Genomic DNA, 16,596 nt, shown 5'->3' with positions numbered 1-16,596 from the left:
CAAAACGAGAAACCGGCCGCGCATTTTCATGCACGACCGGTTGGACCGTAAGCGGTGGAGTAAACTCCGAGTGCGGCGGTACCGCTTACAGGTCGGCAGCCATATCGCCGTCGTCTGCGTCCGGCCCGCCATTCTGGAGGAACCGGTCGGCGATCAGCCCTGCATTCTGGCGCAGCGACATTTCGATCTCGCGGGCCACTTCAGGATTGTCGCGCAGGAAGGTCTTCGCATTCTCGCGGCCCTGCCCAAGACGCTGGCTGTTGTAGGAGAACCAAGCCCCGGACTTCTCGACGATGCCAGCCTTAACACCCAGATCGACCAGTTCGCCGGTCTTGGAGACGCCTTCGCCATACATGATGTCGAATTCGACCTGCTTGAAGGGAGGCGCCATCTTGTTCTTGACGACCTTCACGCGGGTCTGGTTGCCGATCACCTCTTCGCGTTCCTTGACCTGGCCGATACGGCGGATGTCGAGGCGAACCGAAGCGTAGAACTTCAGTGCGTTACCGCCCGTCGTGGTTTCCGGCGAACCGAACATCACGCCGATCTTCATGCGGATCTGGTTGATGAAGATCACCATCGTCTTCGACTTGGAGATCGAGGCGGTCAGCTTGCGCAGCGCCTGGCTCATCAGGCGGGCTTGGAGACCCGGCAGGCTGTCGCCCATCTCGCCTTCGATTTCCGCGCGCGGCGTCAGGGCGGCAACCGAGTCGACGACCAGGACATCAACGGCACCAGAGCGCACCAGCGTATCGGTGATTTCGAGGGCCTGTTCACCGGTATCCGGCTGCGAGATCAGGAGGTTTTGCAGATCGACACCAAGCTTGCGCGCATAAACCGGATCAAGCGCGTGTTCCGCGTCAACGAAGGCGCAGATGCCACCCTTCTTCTGGGCTTCCGCGATCGTCTGCAATGCAAGCGTTGTCTTACCCGAGCTTTCCGGGCCGTAGATCTCGATGATGCGCCCCTTGGGCAGCCCACCGACGCCAAGCGCAATATCAAGGCTCAGCGAGCCCGTCGAAACTGTTTCAATCTCGACGACGCTTTCGTTTGCGCCGAGCTTCATGATCGATCCTTTGCCGAAGGACCGTTCGATCTGCGAAAGTGCTGCTTCCAGCGCCTTGCTCTTGTCCACGCCTTTATCCTCTACGAGCCGCAATGAGTTCTGTGCCATGTTTGGTCCACCTTTAGGTTATTGCCGCCCTGCAAGCAATGAAGCAGCCGATGACGAACATGTACTCTTTTTGTTCTCATTTGGCAAGGGGCAGTGATGTAGCTGTTTTTAAAGCGGAATGGGTCTCATCTTCTCTTTTTGTTCACATGTCGTTTAGAGATCCAGGACCTGTGGACAACGCGGCACGCGCAAAACCGCTTGGTAACGAATCAGATGGACCTGATGATTAGCTTGCGAGCCGCTTGACGCCGCCTTCGATATCCACGGCAGCGAAGGCGGCTGCAATCACGTCCACACCCGCACCCGGGCGTGTCGCGTCAGTGGAGAGGATCTGCCGGAAGCGCCGAGCGCCGACGTAACCCTGGAACAGGCCCACCATGTGGCGCGTGACGTGATGCAGCCGCCCGCCTGATGCGATCACGCCTGTCGCGTATTCCATCATGGTGTCGCGCAGCGCCAACCAATCAATCTCCGGCCTACAGCGTTCGTCGACCGCGCCCGAGCCAAGGAGATCATCAACGCCTGCCAGCAGTCCGGCATTCTGGTAAGCTGCTCGACCGAGCATCACGCCGTCCATCACCGCCAGGTGTTCGCGTGCCTGCGTTAGATCGCCGATGCCGCCATTGATGCCGATGAAAACGTGCGGGTTTTCGCGTTTCATCCGGTGCACCAGCGCATAATCCAGCGGGGGAATTTCGCGGTTTTCCTTGGGCGACAGGCCCTGCAACCAGGCTTTGCGGGCGTGGATCCAGATCGCGTCGGCGCCGGCGCCGATCATCCGGCTGAGGAATTCCGGCAGCACCTCGGCCGGTTCCTGGTCATCGATGCCTATCCGGCACTTCACCGTGACCGGCACGGGAGACACCTTCTTCATGGCCTCGACGAGGCTTGCGACATGCACGCCGTCGCGCATCAGGCAGGCGCCGAATGTGCCGGACTGCACACGGTCGGATGGGCAGCCGACATTGAGGTTGATCTCGTCATAACCATATTCGCTGGCGATGCGGATGGCTTCCGTCAGTTTGCCGGCATCCGAGCCACCGAGCTGGAGTACGACGGGATGTTCTTCCGGTGAATACGACAGGAGGCGCTCGCGCGGCCCGTGGATGATCGCGTCGGCAACCACCATCTCGGTATAAAGAAGGGCCTGCTTCGACAGCTGTCGATGCAGGAAACGGCAGTGCCGATCGGTCCAATCGATCATCGGGGCCACGGCAAAGATCTTGCGGCCGTCTTTCAGCGCCTCAGCATACATCCATTCAATCCTTTTTGCGGGCTCCATACCTCAAAGCAGCCCGATCTGCCAATTGTGCGGCTTGCCCGAACGGGACTATCCATGGCAGCCTTCAAGCAGGACCCCGAATGTCCCTCCCCATTGTTGATCAGGACCCATTCATGCGCGCCACAGTCATCCCGTCTCCAGAACCCGTTTTGCTCGATGTCAAAGACAGGACAGAGCAGTTTCCGGTGCGTCGGGTTTATTGCGTTGGCCGCAACTACGCCGACCATGCGATTGAAATGGGGCATGATCCATCCCGCGAGCCGCCCTTCTTTTTCCAGAAGAACGCGGACAATCTGTTTAACGGCGACACCTTCCCCTACCCGTCGGCCTCCAGCAACGTACATTTCGAGGTAGAACTGGTCGTCGCACTGGCCGATGGCGGATCGGATATCCCCGTCAGCGAAGCCATGTCCAAGGTTTATGGTTATGCCGTCGGCATCGATTTCACCCGCCGTGACCTCCAGGACGTCGCGAAAAAGATGAGCCGCCCGTGGGAGGCTGCAAAAGCCTTCGAGAAGTCTGCTCCGGTGTCTGCCATCGTACCGGCAACCGAACTCGACTATCCTGGAATGGGGGCGATCTGGCTCGAGGTCAACGGCGAGCGCAAGCAGAGCGGCGACCTAAACCAGATGATCTGGAAACTGCCGGAAATCATTGCAGAACTTTCGAAACTGTTCGTACTCGCTCCGGGCGACGTGATCATGACCGGCACGCCGGCTGGTGTTGGTCCAGTGGTGCGCGGCGACAAGGTCGCTTGCGCTATCGACGGCATCGGCACCCTGTCGCTGACCGTCAGCTGAATATATTTTCGGGGAGGACGTAATATGCCCGTTTATGCCTTGGGAGAATTCGAGCCGAGCCTGCCGACGCCCGATCGGTACTGGATCGCACCGAACGCCACCGTTATTGGCCGCGTTGAACTCGCCGAGGACGTGGGCATCTGGTTCAACACGGTGCTGCGCGGCGATAACGAACCGATCGTTGTCGGCGCGCGCTCCAATATTCAGGAAGGGGTGATGATCCACACGGATCCGAGCCACCCCGTTCGGATCGGCGAAGACTGCACGATCGGCCACCACGCGATCATCCATGGTTGCACGATTGGCGACAACTCGTTGGTCGGCATGGGCGCCACGATCCTCAACGGGGCGAAGATCGGCAAGAACTGCCTGGTGGGCGCAAACGCGCTCGTTACCGAAGGCAAGGAATTTCCGGACAATTCGCTCATCGTCGGTTCACCCGCAAAGGCAATCCGGATGCTCGACGACGCGGCGGTGGAAAAACTCAGGCAGTCTGCCGAGATGTATGTCGCGAACTGGAAGCGTTTCGCCCGCGACCTGCGTCCGCTCTAGGCGGCGCAGCCACGGCAAAGCCCGCGTATTTCGATGGTGGTCTTGGCGGGTCTGAAGCCCCTGCCCCTGGCCCAGTCGCCCAGGCGATGATCAACCTCGTGGTCATGGAACTCGGATACTTGGCCGCAGCTTTCGCAGATGGCGAAGGCGACGGTGCCATGACCATGGCCCGCGCCACAACAGGTACTTTCCCGATGAGCGCAAGCCACGAAAGCGTTCAGGCTTTCAAGCCGGTGCACGATGCCAAGCTCGGTCAGCTTGTCGAGCGCGCGATAGACCTGCAGTGGCGCCCGGAAGCCGTGGTCGCGTAGCTTATCAAGGATCGTATAGGCGCTCATGGGCGCTTCCGAGCGGCTCAGCACGTCAAAGACCAGCGTCTGGTTCTTCGTCAGCGAAGGCGAGGACACGGGTGCGTTCATGGATCATACTCCCTTGCTGCCGGCGCGGCCGGACGTCTTTCTGCCGGCGGCAGGCAGCAGGCTCAGGATGAAAAGTAAGAGTGCCGCCACCACAATAGAAGGACCAGACGGCGTGTCGTAGTGCAGCGAGCCGAACAGGCCGCCCACGACAGCAAGGACGCCGATCAGCGAGGCGAGTACCGCCATCACCTCGGGGCTTGCGGAGAAGCGACGCGCCGTTGCGGCAGGAATGATCAGCATCGAGGTGATGAGCATGATGCCGACGATCTTCATGGCGATCGCGATCACCAGCGCCATCAGCAGCATGAAAAACAGCCGCGCCTGGGCAGGCTTCATGCCTTCCGCTTCGGCCAGATCCTCGCTCACGGTGGAGGCGATCAGCGGCCGCCAGAGGAAGGCAAGTGCAGTCACGACCAGCGCACCACCGCCCCAGATCAAGGCGATGTCTGCCGGGGTGACGGCAAGGATGTCGCCAAAGAGAAAGGCGATAAGGTCGATGCGCACCCAGGTCATGAAGGCAACAAGAACCAAGCCGATCGCCAGTGCCGAATGGGAGAGGATGCCAAGCAATGCGTCCGCGGACAGCGATTGCTTGCGCTGCAGGCCGAGCAGCAGCAACGAGACCACTACGGCGATGCCGAACACCGAAAGCAGCAGGTTCACCTCGAAGAACAGCGACAGCGCCACGCCAAGCAAGGCCGAATGGGCCATCGTGTCACCGAAATAGGCCATGCGGCGCCAGACGACGAAACAGCCGAGCGGCCCGGCGGTCAAGGCCACGCCGATGCCAGCGATCAGGGCGCGGACAAAGAAGTCGTCAAGCATGATTGTTCTGCCTGTCTTCGGTCGCGGCGTGGTGATGAGTGTGGCTGTGATGATCGTGCACCGGGTGATCGTGGTCATGATCGTCATGGTGCCCATGGTCATGGCCGTGGTGGTGACCGTCGTCGGGATGGCAGTGGTCGGTAATCGAGCCGTCGCCATGCATCACCCGGCCATCCGGCAGATGTGTATGGTCGTGGTGGTGGCTGTAGACGGCAAGGGAACGTGTATTGCCGAACAGCTTCAGGTAATCAGCGCTCTGGCTGACGGTGTCCGGCGTGCCGCGGCAGCAGACATGGCCGTTGAGGCAGATCACCGTATCCGTGCCGGCCATCACCATATGAAGATCATGCGAAATCATCAGGATGCCGCAGCCTGTTGAAGTGCGGATTGAACGGATGAGGTCGTACAGCGCACTCTCGCCCGCGAAATCGACGCCCTGCACCGGCTCATCGAGCACCATCAGGTCCGGCTTGCGTGCGATCGCCCGCGCCAGGAGTGCCCGCTGGAATTCACCGCCGGATAGATGACGCACTTCGGAATCCACCAGATGGCGGATGCCGGTAGCCTCCAGCGCATCAAGGAGATCAGCGTCGGAGAGCGAGCCTGTGAGCCGCATCAATCGCCGTACGGAGAGCGGCATGGTCCAGTCGATCGCGAGCTTCTGCGGCACGTAGCCGATCCGCATGTCGGACGAGCGTGTCACCGAGCCCTCGTCCTGCTTGAGCACACCGGTCACCATCTTGGCCGTTGTTGACTTGCCGGCGCCATTGGGGCCGATCAATGTCACGACTTCGCCGCGGTTGATGTTCAGGTCCACGCCGCGCACAAGCCAGCGCCCGTCGCGGTACACACCGGCATTCACCAGCGAAACCAGCTGCTCGTCGCGCGCCGCCTGCGCTGCGGCGCGATTGCTCATCAGCATCTTTTCATTCTTTCCCTGTTGTCAGGCGTCATGGCACACGTTATAGCGTAACGCAATTAATGTAATAACATTACACCCGAGAAATAGGAAGCTGAATATGAAGCCTCTCTCGTTCTTCGCCGCAGCAGGTACCGCGCTCGTCGGCGCCACGAGTGCCTTCGCTTCGCCGGAAGTGGTCGTGTCGATCAAGCCGATCCACTCGCTAACGGCCGCGATCATGAAAGGCGTCGGAGAGCCACAACTGATCGTGGATGGCGCTGCTTCGCCGCATACGTTCAGCATGAAACCATCGAATGCACGGGCACTTCAAAACGCAGATCTCGTGGTATGGGTTGGCCACGGCATGGAAACCTTCCTGGAAAAGCCTCTAGGCGCCCTCGCCGCCGAGGCCGAAGTCGTCACGCTTGAAGACGCGCCGGGACTCGAAAAGGTTGCCTTTCGCGAAGGCGGTCCGTTCGAAGCTCATGGCCATGGCGACGAGGATCATGACGACCACGGTCATGCTGCAAGCGAAGACCATTCACATAACCATGACGAGCACGACCATGACCACGGCAGATTCGATACGCATCTCTGGCTGAACCCGGTTAATGCCAAAGCCATGGCGCAGGCGATCGAACGGAGCCTGATCAAGGTCGATCCGGCCAATGAAGGCGCCTACCAGGCCAACACGGCCGAGTTACTGCGCCAGATCGATGCCCTGGACGCCGAGATCAAGACGACGGTCGCACCCGTGAAGGACAAGGCCTTCATCGTCTTCCATGACGCCTACCAGTATTTTGAGAAACGTTACGACCTGACGGTCGCGGGCTCGATCACCGTCAGCCCGGAGATGATGCCGGGCGCGGAGCGGCTGAAGGAGATCCAGAAGAAGGTTACCGATCTCGGCGCGACCTGCGTGTTTTCCGAACCACAGTTTGAACCCAAGCTGGTTGCCGTCGTGACGGAAGGAACAGCGGCACGCTCCGGCACGCTTGATCCGGAAGCGGCAACGCTGAAGGCGGGACCCGACCTCTATTTCGAGATGATGCGTGGCCTGGCGGCCTCCATCAAGGAATGCCTGTCATAGAGGATGTGACGGGCCGAATTGTTGAGGACGCGGGAGTCCCGCGTCCTCAAGAGGATTACCGAGCGGCAACGATGCTCGAGATGATGCCGGAGGTGATGGCAACCAGCAGGAAGTTGTTGTCCACCTTGACCCAGTGATGGCCGCGCGGCGGAGCGGAAAGCCGGTAGCGACGGTAGTCGCGGATCTCAGCCATCCGGCGACGGTCGGCAGCCTTGATGCGCTGGCCACGCACCCAGCGGTTCTTCTGAACGACCTTCTTGTTCACATGGACGCGCTTGTCGATCTGCTTTTCGACATGGCGACCGCGATCCGGGCCGTTCCGCCAATCCTGGGCCTGCGCCGCGAACGGCGAGGCAAGAACGGTGGCGGAGATGAGGATGGCAAAGAACTTTTTCATGACTGTCTCCTGATGTTTCACGACCAGGAGACTAGGTTTTCGCCGATGAACGCAAACTGAATTTCAGATTACGTTTTCGTAATGAAGATCGTATGTTAGTGGGACCTATTCAAGCACCCTGCGAACATCTAAAGCACCTCGTAGACGAAGTGTTCGAAATCTGCCGGCTTGGCTCGGCCTGACGTATCGAAAGCAAACATTCCAGCGAAGGCACCGGTGAAGGAGCCATGTTCTCCGCGACCGCCTTCATCGGACACAACGCCGGCATCCAGTACCGGCCCCAGTGTCTGCCACTGCTGCTCACCCGTAGCGCGCCAGAAGAACTGCAGGTCGTTTTCGCGGATCTCCATGGCAAGATGCAGTGCGCCCTGCGGAGCCGCGACGCCGCTTCCCACCGGAAAGATCATTCGCGCATGCGGAAAATCGCCGGGGCATGAGAAGATGGTGACGACGCGCCCAAGCTTCTCGTGCAGCGTCACGACGATCGCATGGAACTTGTGCCGGTTGTAGTAGTGGCTCAGCCCCGCCGCCTGCTGGTATGTCTCAGGATCGAATTCGATGACTGTCTCGGCGCGGAAGGAATGATGTTCCTGCCGGCGCGCGACCAGCGACTGCTCGAACCAGGACCCAATGCTTTCGCGGCCAATGAGCCTCAGGTAGCCCGACCGCTGATCCAGGCTGAAGATCCGCTCCGGATGCGGCGTGCGCAGCCATTGGAACTCTTCCGGCAGCTTTGTTTCGTTGAACTGCCGCTCGATGCGGCGTGGCTTCTCCGCGGGCTCCACGTCGGTTGGCGCCGGAACGTCGACATCCGGCACGACGCCACCTTGAGCGAGATACAGCCAGTCATCGTCCTTCCAGACGCACTTCTGAAGCGCGGTTTCTCGTCCCAGGGTGCAGCGTCGGCTGGGCGGCATCGGCCGGCCGCAAAGATGCGTGTGGTAAGGCTGTCCATCCGGCGTCTCGACATATTGCCCATGCCCTGCCCGCTGCAGCACGGCATCCGGATCGTCTTTGGAGGTAATGAGGTGGATGTTCGGATGCATCTCATACGGGCCGTCGATCGTGCGCGAACGCGCCATCGTCACAGCGTGGCTGTAGCCGGTGCCGCCTTCAGCCGTCGTCAGGTAGTACCAGCCGTTGCGCTTGAAGAGGTGCGGGCCTTCGACCAGACCCAGCGGGCTGCCGGCGAAGATGTTCTTGATCGGACCTTTCAGTGCTTTCGCCTGCGGGTCCCATTCCTGCAACAGGATTCCGTCAAAGGCCGGGTGCTTCGGTGCTCCGCCATAACTCTCGGTGCGGTGGTTCCACTGCATGTTCAGGAACCACATCCGCCCATCGTCATCGTGGAATAGCGAAGGATCGAAGCCGGAGGAGTTTGCATAGACCGGATCCGACCAGTCACCCTCGATAGTGGGTGCCGTGACGATGTAGTTGTGGGCGTCCTTGAAGTTGCCGTCGAGCCGCTTCACGTCGGTGTACACCAGATAGAACAGGCCATTGGCATAGGAGAGGCATGGCGCCCAGATGCCGCAGCTGTCCGGATTGCCGCGCATGTCCAGCTGGCTCGCGCGCTCGAGAGGGCGCCTAACCAGCGTCCAGTTCACGAGATCGCGCGAATGGTGGATCTGGACGCCAGGGTACCACTCGAATGTGGAGGTGGCGATATAATAGTCCTCACCAACGCGGCAGATGGACGGGTCAGGATTGAACCCGGGCAGGATGGGGTTGCGGATCATGTCTCTCCTCCTGAGGCACGCAACTCAGAATCGGGCGAAAAAGATGCCCGGCACACCGGCGCCGGGCACGACTTGGTTTTCACTTGTTACGCGACGGGCCGGGACGTTCGGCGGAAGCGGCCCAGATGTTGATGTTGGCGTCCGTGGCGTATCTGTCGATTTCGGCAAGTTCTTCTGCCGTGAAGTCCAGACGATCAAGCGCCTTTACGCAATCCTCCACCTGTTCCACACGGCTTGCGCCGATCAGCGCCGTCGTGACGCGCCCGCCCCGCAGGACCCACGCAATCGCCATCTGGGCAAGCGTCTGGCCGCGGCGCTCTGCGATGGCGTTCAGCGCCTGCAGGTTGGCGATGTTCTGGTCGTTCAGGAACGCCGGCCGCAGCGACTTGCCTTGGGCAGCGCGGCTGTCTTCCGGGATGCCGCCAAGATATTTCGAGGTCAGCATGCCCTGTGCCAATGGCGAGAAGACGATCGACCCGATGCCGAGTTCCTCCAGCGTATCAAGCAGCCCATCCTCCTCCACCCAGCGGTTGATCATGGAGTAGCTGGGCTGGTGGATCAGGATGGGCGTGCCAAGCTCCTTCAGGATCGCCATCGCCTCACGGGTGCGTCGCGAGTTGTAGGATGAAATGCCGACGTAAAGCGCCCTGCCCGACCGAACGATATGATCGAGCGCACCGCAGGTCTCCTCAAGCGGCGTGTCCGGATCAAAGCGGTGCGAATAGAAGATGTCGACATAGTCGAGGCCCATGCGCTTCAGGCTCTGGTCGCAGGACGCGATGAGGTATTTCCGGCTGCCCCACTCACCATAAGGACCGGGCCACATGTTGTAGCCCGCCTTTGACGAGATGATCAGTTCATCGCGGTAGCCCTTGAAGTCTTCGCGCAGGATCTGGCCGAAGGCCAGTTCCGCGCTGCCGGGCTTCGGGCCATAGTTGTTGGCGAGATCGAAATGGGTGATGCCGAGGTCGAACGCCTTGCGGCAGATGGCAACCTTGCGCTCATGCGGCGTGTCGTTCCCGAAATTGTGCCACAAGCCGAGCGAGACCGCCGGCAGCTTCAGGCCGGAGCGTCCGCAGCGGTTGTATTTCATGGTCTCATAACGATTGGCGGCCGGCTGCCAGCTCATCGCGTCCCCTCCTCGAATGTCATGGGCAAAAAAAACAAAGGGCTGCCTTGCGGGCAGCCCTTCTGGAACTTGTGTCTCAGGCAAACTCGCCGAGGCCGCTGCCCCACGGGCCATGGTGCTTGTCGACGCCGTCGATGCGATCGAAGCCATGCGCGCCAAAGAAGTCACGCTGTGCCTGGATGAGGTTTGCCGTGCCACGGGCACGACGGTAGGCGTCGAAGTAAGACAGCGCGGAAGCCAGCGCCGGCGCCGGCAGACCGGAGAGCGCTGCGAAGGAGACGACGCGACGCAATGCGCCATCGGTATCCTTGACCATCTGTGCGAAGGCCGGGGTGACGATCAGGTTGGCGACGTCCGGATCCTTGGTGAAGGCGGACGTGATCTCGTCGAGGAACTGCGAGCGGATGATGCAGCCGGCACGCCAGATCCTGGCAATCGTCGGCATCGGCAGGTTCCACTTGTACTCGGCCGAGGCAGCCGCCATGACCGCGAAGCCCTGCGCATAAGCGCCGATCTTGCCAGCAAGCAGCGCGTTTTCGAGATCGTTGATGAAGGCCGCCTTGTCGCTCGGCAGGTCGGCAATCTTCGGAAGACCGAAGATCTTTTCGGCTGCTTCGCGCTCGCTCTTCTGCGACGACAGGATACGGCCAGCAACCGCAGCCTCGATGGCTGTCGCGGCAACGCCCATGTTCTGCGCCTCGATGACCGACCACTTGCCGGTGCCCTTCTGGCCGGCGGCGTCAACGATCAGGTCCACCATCGGCTTGCCGGAGATCGGGTCAGCCGCCTTGAGCACGGTGGCGGAAATCTCGATCAGGTAGGAGTTGAGGCGACCATTATTCCACTTGTCGAAAACCTCGCCGATCTCGGCGGCGCTCATGCCAAGCCCGTCGCGCAGGATGCCGTAGATCTCGGCAATCATCTGCATGTCGGCATATTCGATGCCATTGTGGATCGTCTTGACGAAGTGGCCTGCGCCATTCTCGCCGAGCCAGGCGACGCAGGGGTCGCCGTTAAACTTCGCAGAGATCGACGTCAGTACGTTCTCAACGCGCTTCCAGCTTTCTTCCTTGCCTCCGACCATGATCGAAGGGCCGTGGCGGGCACCTTCTTCACCACCGGAAACGCCCATGCCGATAAAGGTAAGTCCGGAATCCTTGAGGTGATCGAAGCGGCGCATCGTGTCGCGGAAATTGGCGTTGCCGGCATCGATCATGATGTCCCCAGCCGATAGGTACGGACGCAGAAGCTCCATCTGCTGGTCAACCGGATCGCCAGCCTTGATCATGATGATGATCGGCCGCGGCGGACGGATGGCTGCAACGAACTCTTCCAGCGTTTCGCAGGGGATGATCTGCTTCTGGAGGTCGCCGGCATGCGCATAGAATTGGCGCGTCGCCTCGGGGGTCCGGTTGAACACGGCAATCCTGTTGCCTTTTTCAGCGATGTTGAGCGAGAGATTAGAGCCCATGACGCCGAGCCCGATTAGGCCGATTTCTGCCTGTTCCACGGATGTGCCTCCATTTAAAGATTCGCGCGATGTTGTTACACCCATATAGGTCGTGAGCAAGCCGATGACGACGCGAAACGATTAAATTTCAGCGACGTCTGATCATTCCGGCCATGCGCGATCTTGTTTTGTTCTCATCCATTGCTATGCTGGTTCAACTGAGAGACGACGAGGAGGAGACCCATGGCAACCTACCAAGCGCGCATCATCCATGTCAGCATCGATCGGCCATGGCAGGAGGTCTACGCCTATGCGTCAAAGCCCGAGAACATGCAGTATTGGGCGTCCGGCCTCGCTGAAGGCTTAAGGCGTGACGGCGACGAATGGATCGGAGATGGCGGACCGATCGGCAGGATCCGCGTGCGCTTTTCACCCGAGAACCCATACGGCATTCTTGACCATACAGTCGCGATGGAAGACGGCACGGTGGTTGGTAATCCCCTGCGCGTCGTACCCAATGTCGACGGCGCCGAAGTGATGTTCACGCTCTTGAAGCGTCCGGAGATGACAGAGGAAGCCTTCGAGGCCGATGCCGCCCATATCCAGAAGGATCTGATGGCGTTGAAGGCTATTCTTGAGGGTAAAGCCTGACGCTCAAGCGGCCGGGCGCCTGCGGCGGTCGGCTTCCTCTTCCATCACGACAAGTGCGCAAGCCGGCTTCGATGGAGAGAGAGCAAACGGCGACATGCGGCAGCGCATGACGACGATTTCACCGTCGAGGTCCACCGCATAGGTCAACGGCAGGCTCTTGCCCTCAAGGCATCGGTCTACCGCCGACTTGAACTCGTTGCGGAAGCAATGGAGACCAACGAACTCGGCGACATGCTTGCCGATCAGTTGCTCGCGCGAGATGGCAAAGCGGCTCGCATTCGTGTCGTTGGTGTAGAGGATCCGATAACCCGGCGTGACAACCATGACCCGCTGTGACAGCCGGTTAAGCACGGCGTCATCCAGGAAGCCATCGACGGTCGCATCCTCGATGTTCGCGATCTCGCAGCCTTCCGCATCAGAGGCCTGTGCCTCGTCAGCCTTCTCGCCGGCGAGATAACGTTCCACGAGCATCTGCATGAGGTGGACATTGCGGCGCACGCAACCGCGATCGTCAGCCTCTTCCTTCAGGAGCTTAAGCGCAAAGCGGAACTGGATGAGGACGCTCGCCTGGTCGCGAGCCTGGGTCGAGAAGATCGCCTCCAGAAGCGGATCAAGCTCTGAATCCAGCTTGGCAATGGTGGCAAGATCCTGCCGACCGATCGCGCCGTGCAGGTCAGCGTATTTCGCCCAGAAGAGATTGATCAGTGCTTCCAAAAACCCCCTCCCCACATCCGGGGCCACAACCGCTGTGTGTTCATGCGGCTTGGGCAAATCAAAAGCTATACTGATTAAAGCTTCATCTCGGTCGAGATGCAATTTCTAGTCGATGAATTACTGCAATGGTCGCAGCTTTGCGGAATCATAGGTAGCGCTTGATGTGCCAGCGGTCATGGTACCACAGCCACTGCTCCGGATATTCGCGAACCCAAGCCTCGACCTTGTCGTTCAGCAACTGGCCCATCGCCTGCAGATCGAGCTTGCCGGCCGCGTCACGCGGCACTTCGATCTTCGGCTCGATCTCCAGCCGGTAACGGTTATTCGGCAACCGGATGCAACGCGCCGGATAAACCTCCGCATCGAATTGCCGCACGAGCTTTGCGACCAGCGGATTGGTCTGGACGGGATTGCCGAAAAAGGTCGTCTTGATGCCCTTGCGAAACTTCTGGTCGACGAGCACGCCAATGCCGCCGCCCTCGTCCAGCCGACGCGCAAGCGCGAATGACGATCCGGCATGCGACGGTACAAGCTGGCCCATGCGGCTCGCGCGAAACTCGAAAACCTTGTCGGCGATATAAGGGTTGTTCGGCGGCCGGAACATCACCGTGACCTCAAGGCCGAACGCCTTGCCCGCGACCGGCAACAGCTCGAAGTTACCAGTATGCGCGGTAAAGACGATAAACGGCCGCGGGTTGTCGCGCAGATCCATGAAGATCGGGATGCCCGACACCTCCACCCTGCCCGGCTCGGCGCGCTTCGGATCGAAGTCGAACAGCCGGTCGAGGAAGACATACTCGGCGGCAAGCCGCCCCATATGGCCCCAGCTCGCTATGGCGATCTCCTCCAGTTCCTCGTCCGTCTTCTCCGGATAGGCATTACGCAGGTTGACCCGCATCAGCTTGTGCCGCCCGAGCTTTGGCCCGACCCGGCGCGCCAGCCTGTCCGCGAACCGGATGGCCGGGTCAGCGGGGAAGATCTTGAGGAAATTCAGGAAGCCGAACGCCAGCGTCGCAACCAGCCATTGCTGGAAGTTGCGCAGCTTGAGCACGATCCGGGTGAGGAACATCTTCACGAGAGGTTCCCTCAATCCATGCGAAGGACGATTTTCCCGAAGATCTGGCGACCTTCCATGCGCTCCAGCGCCTTGTCGATCTCGGCGAAGGTGACTTCGGTATCAATGACCGGGCGCACGATGCCCTGCGCCATCTTCTGCATCGCGTCCGCCATGTTTTCCATCCGGCAGCCGAAGGAGCCGAGCAGCTTCAACTGCTGCTGGAAGAGCATCATCAGGTTCATTTCGGTCGAGACACCAGAGGTGGAACCGCATGTCACCAGTCGGCCACCACGCTTTAGGCAGAGCATGGAACCCGCCCAGGTGTCCTTGCCGACGTGTTCGAAGACAACGTCGACGCCCTTCTTCTTCGTCAGCTTGCGCACGACGCCTTCGAAGCGGTCGGTGCGGTAATTGATGACGTGATCGGCGCCCAGGGCCTTGGCCTTCTCGATCTTGTCGTCAGACCCCACGGTGGTGATGACGGTACAGCCCATCTTCTTCGCCAGCTGGATTGCCGCCGTGCCGATGCCGGATCCGCCGGCATGTACGAGGATTGTCTCGCCCGGCTGCAGCTTCGCATTGTCGAACAGCATGTGCTCGACCGTGCCGAAGGTCACAGGTGCGAGTGCCGCAGCGACCGCATCGACGCCGGGAGGTGCCGGGACCAGCAGGCGCGCAGGCAGGTTCGTCTTCTCCTGCGCGAAACCGTCCAGGTGGAAGCCATGCACGCCGGAGACATTTTCGCACAGGTTGTCGCGCTTCTCGCGGCACGGCTTGCAAAGGCCGCAGGTGCGGGCACCGTAAATCGAAACGAGTTGGCCCGGCAGCACGTTCGACACGCCCGGACCGATTGCTTCTACCACGCCCGATGCTTCCGCACCGATCGTCAGCGGCATCTTTCGCTTGGCGAATGCCATGCCGCGCCAGCCCCAAACGTCGATATGGTTGAGAGCGACAGCCTTCACACGAAGCGTCACCTCACCCGGACCCGGAGCCTCGGGCTCAGGAATATCCACTGCTTCAAGCCTGCGGTCGTCGATCAGTTGCAGAGCGCGCATAATAGTTCATCCTTCGCCGCAAGGGCGCCAAATATTCGTCTATTCGTAATGGCGGTGTCTCTAAGACGGTTCCACGGTCATGACAAGGCTGGCGTTCTGCCCGCCAAAACCGAAGGAGTTCGAAAGAACCGCTGTCGGCGCCGCGTCCCGCTTCTGGTTCGGCACCACATCAAGCACGATCGTTGGGTCGGGATTGTTGTAGTTGATCGTCGGCGGAAGCGTGCCTGTCAGCATGGTCTGGAACGAGAAGACCGCTTCGACCGCGCCGGCAGCCGTCAGCGTGTGGCCGATCATCGACTTGTTCGAGGACACCGGGATGTCCTTCAGCCTGTCACCGAATACGGCGAGCATGGAGCCGTACTCCATCTTGTCGTTCTCCGGTGTGGAGGTGCCGTGCGCGTTGATATAACCGATGCCACCTTCTTCCATGCCGGCGTCAGTCAGAGCTGCGCGAATGGTCGCGATCGCCGGTCCACCGTCCGGCGACGAACGGGTGCGGTGGAAGTGATCGGCCTTCTCGCCGACGCCCTTCATGATGCCGAGGACCTTTGCGCCGCGCGCCACCGCCGATTCCAGTGATTCCAGCACCAGCGTTGCAGCGCCCTCGGCGATGACGAAGCCATCGCGATCCTTGCTGAAGGGCTTGGAAGCCTTTTCCGGCGGATCATTCTGTGTCGAAAGCGCCGAGAGAAGCGAAAAGCGGATCAGAGCTTCGGCGCTCACCGAGCCGTCGGTCGCGACAGTCAGCGCCCGATCCGTGCGCCCCTGGCGGATGGCTTCAACGCCGAGCTGAATAGCCGTTGCGCCAGATGCGCATGCCGTCGAGAGCGTCACCGGCAGGCCGCGGGTGCCGAATGTGTCGGCCAGCCGCTCGGAGATCGAGCCGAACTGCACGGCTTCCAGAAACACCGGATCCGGCCGAACGCGCATGGCGGCGAGGAAGCGGTCGTAAGCGTCCCCTTCTGCTTTCGACGGTTCCGAGCGATCTGCCAGCGCAAAACGATCGGACCATTCCGGCTCGACCGGAGGTGCTGCAAGGAAAAGCGGGCCTTCGAAATCACCGGACAGACCAGCCTGCGCCAGTGCCTCGATCGTTGTCTCGCGAGCGAAGGCGAAGGAACGCTCCACCGAGTTTTCGGCCGGCACCTTGATGAAGTCCACCGTGCCGCTGATGCGCGTCGACAACTTGTCCGTCGGGAAGCGGGTGATCTTGTGGATGCCGGACGTACCGGAAGTCAAAGCCGCCCAGTTATCCTGCAGGCCCTGGCCGAGCGAGGTGATGACGCCCATGCCGGTGACGGCGACGATCGGGCGGCCCAGATGATCCTTGAAGCGTGTCTCGCTCATCGCAATCTCCT

Annotated in this window: 17 protein-coding genes; 4 read left to right on the top strand and 13 right to left on the bottom strand. The window is 60.6% G+C overall.

What is annotated here, in order from left to right:
- Window positions 1-85 precede the first annotated feature (85 nt).
- Window positions 86-1,174, bottom strand: a complete 1,089-nt coding sequence (gene recA / locus M0654_RS13850; protein ID WP_118849654.1) for a recombinase RecA — start codon at window positions 1,172-1,174, stop codon at window positions 86-88.
- Between the two features lie 226 nt (window positions 1,175-1,400).
- Complete coding sequence (gene dusA, locus M0654_RS13845; protein WP_248683643.1) at window positions 1,401-2,429, bottom strand: tRNA dihydrouridine(20/20a) synthase DusA; 1,029 nt, start codon at window positions 2,427-2,429, stop codon at window positions 1,401-1,403.
- A 140-nt stretch (window positions 2,430-2,569) separates the two neighbouring features.
- On the opposite strand from dusA, the gene M0654_RS13840 reads away from it, so the two are divergent.
- Together M0654_RS13840 and M0654_RS13835 are read left to right on the top strand one after the other, a co-directional pair.
- The gene (locus M0654_RS13840) at window positions 2,570-3,256 is read left to right on the top strand and encodes a fumarylacetoacetate hydrolase family protein (RefSeq protein WP_248683642.1); all 687 of its coding nucleotides are present in this window, start codon (window positions 2,570-2,572) and stop codon (window positions 3,254-3,256) included.
- A 24-nt stretch (window positions 3,257-3,280) separates the two neighbouring features.
- Window positions 3,281-3,808 (top strand): gamma carbonic anhydrase family protein, encoded by a 528-nt coding sequence (locus tag M0654_RS13835; RefSeq protein WP_248683641.1) that lies wholly within the window; start codon window positions 3,281-3,283, stop codon window positions 3,806-3,808.
- Here M0654_RS13835 and M0654_RS13830 read toward each other — a convergent pair.
- Genes M0654_RS13830 through M0654_RS13820 form a run of 3 tightly spaced genes read right to left on the bottom strand, consistent with a single transcriptional unit; the run spans window position 3,805 to window position 5,974 of the window.
- Window positions 3,805-4,215, bottom strand: a complete 411-nt coding sequence (locus M0654_RS13830) for a Fur family transcriptional regulator (protein ID WP_118851527.1) — start codon at window positions 4,213-4,215, stop codon at window positions 3,805-3,807. The genes M0654_RS13835 and M0654_RS13830 overlap by 4 nt on opposite strands.
- Before the next feature lie 15 nt (window positions 4,216-4,230).
- Entirely contained in the window at window positions 4,231-5,052 is an 822-nt protein-coding gene (znuB, locus tag M0654_RS13825; RefSeq protein ID WP_118849650.1) for a zinc ABC transporter permease subunit ZnuB, read from the bottom strand.
- Window positions 5,045-5,974, bottom strand: coding sequence for an ATP-binding cassette domain-containing protein (locus tag M0654_RS13820; protein ID WP_390920283.1), 930 nt, complete (start codon window positions 5,972-5,974; stop codon window positions 5,045-5,047). Before M0654_RS13820 ends, znuB begins: the two co-directional genes overlap by 8 nt.
- Before the next feature lie 97 nt (window positions 5,975-6,071).
- On the opposite strand from M0654_RS13820, the gene znuA reads away from it, so the two are divergent.
- Window positions 6,072-7,043 carry a zinc ABC transporter substrate-binding protein ZnuA gene (gene znuA / locus M0654_RS13815; RefSeq protein ID WP_248683639.1) on the top strand — a complete coding sequence of 324 codons (972 nt, stop codon included), beginning with the start codon at window positions 6,072-6,074 and terminating at the stop codon, window positions 7,041-7,043.
- Between the two features lie 55 nt (window positions 7,044-7,098).
- On the opposite strand, the gene M0654_RS13810 is transcribed toward znuA, so the two are convergent.
- The 4 genes from M0654_RS13810 to gndA all read right to left on the bottom strand — a co-directional run bounded on the left by M0654_RS13810 (window position 7,099) and on the right by gndA (window position 11,818).
- Entirely contained in the window at window positions 7,099-7,440 is a 342-nt protein-coding gene (locus M0654_RS13810) for an RcnB family protein (protein ID WP_248683638.1), read from the bottom strand.
- Between the two features lie 128 nt (window positions 7,441-7,568).
- Entirely contained in the window at window positions 7,569-9,179 is a 1,611-nt protein-coding gene (locus tag M0654_RS13805; RefSeq protein WP_248683637.1) for a glycoside hydrolase family 43 protein, read from the bottom strand.
- Between the two features lie 79 nt (window positions 9,180-9,258).
- Window positions 9,259-10,308: an L-glyceraldehyde 3-phosphate reductase gene (gene mgrA / locus M0654_RS13800; protein ID WP_248683636.1), complete on the bottom strand. Its 1,050-nt coding sequence runs from the start codon at window positions 10,306-10,308 to the stop codon at window positions 9,259-9,261.
- Between the two features lie 76 nt (window positions 10,309-10,384).
- A complete protein-coding gene (gene gndA / locus M0654_RS13795; protein WP_248683635.1) occupies window positions 10,385-11,818 on the bottom strand; it encodes an NADP-dependent phosphogluconate dehydrogenase in 1,434 nt (477 codons plus the stop codon).
- A 183-nt stretch (window positions 11,819-12,001) separates the two neighbouring features.
- Between gndA and M0654_RS13790 the strand changes: the two genes are divergently transcribed.
- Entirely contained in the window at window positions 12,002-12,409 is a 408-nt protein-coding gene (locus tag M0654_RS13790) for an SRPBCC family protein (protein ID WP_248683634.1), read from the top strand.
- 3 nt (window positions 12,410-12,412) lie between these two features.
- Here M0654_RS13790 and M0654_RS13785 read toward each other — a convergent pair whose 3' ends face one another.
- The 4 genes from M0654_RS13785 to M0654_RS13770 all read right to left on the bottom strand — a co-directional run bounded on the left by M0654_RS13785 (window position 12,413) and on the right by M0654_RS13770 (window position 16,585).
- On the bottom strand, window positions 12,413-13,123 hold the full coding sequence (locus tag M0654_RS13785; RefSeq protein WP_248683633.1) for a PAS domain-containing protein: 711 nt from the start codon (window positions 13,121-13,123) through the stop codon (window positions 12,413-12,415).
- A gap of 145 nt (window positions 13,124-13,268) precedes the next feature.
- Entirely contained in the window at window positions 13,269-14,198 is a 930-nt protein-coding gene (locus M0654_RS13780; protein WP_248683632.1) for a lipid A biosynthesis lauroyl acyltransferase, read from the bottom strand.
- 11 nt (window positions 14,199-14,209) lie between these two features.
- Window positions 14,210-15,238, bottom strand: a complete 1,029-nt coding sequence (locus tag M0654_RS13775; protein ID WP_248683631.1) for a zinc-binding dehydrogenase — start codon at window positions 15,236-15,238, stop codon at window positions 14,210-14,212.
- A gap of 60 nt (window positions 15,239-15,298) precedes the next feature.
- Complete coding sequence (locus M0654_RS13770) at window positions 15,299-16,585, bottom strand: beta-ketoacyl-ACP synthase (RefSeq protein WP_248683630.1); 1,287 nt, start codon at window positions 16,583-16,585, stop codon at window positions 15,299-15,301.
- Window positions 16,586-16,596: the final 11 nt, after the last annotated feature.

This window comes from Neorhizobium turbinariae, assembly GCF_023223505.1.
In the GTDB taxonomy this organism is placed as follows: domain Bacteria; phylum Pseudomonadota; class Alphaproteobacteria; order Rhizobiales; family Rhizobiaceae; genus Neorhizobium; species Neorhizobium turbinariae.
The sequence above is the reverse complement of the archived record's forward strand: the minus strand, read 5'-3'. Positions and strand labels throughout refer to the sequence as shown.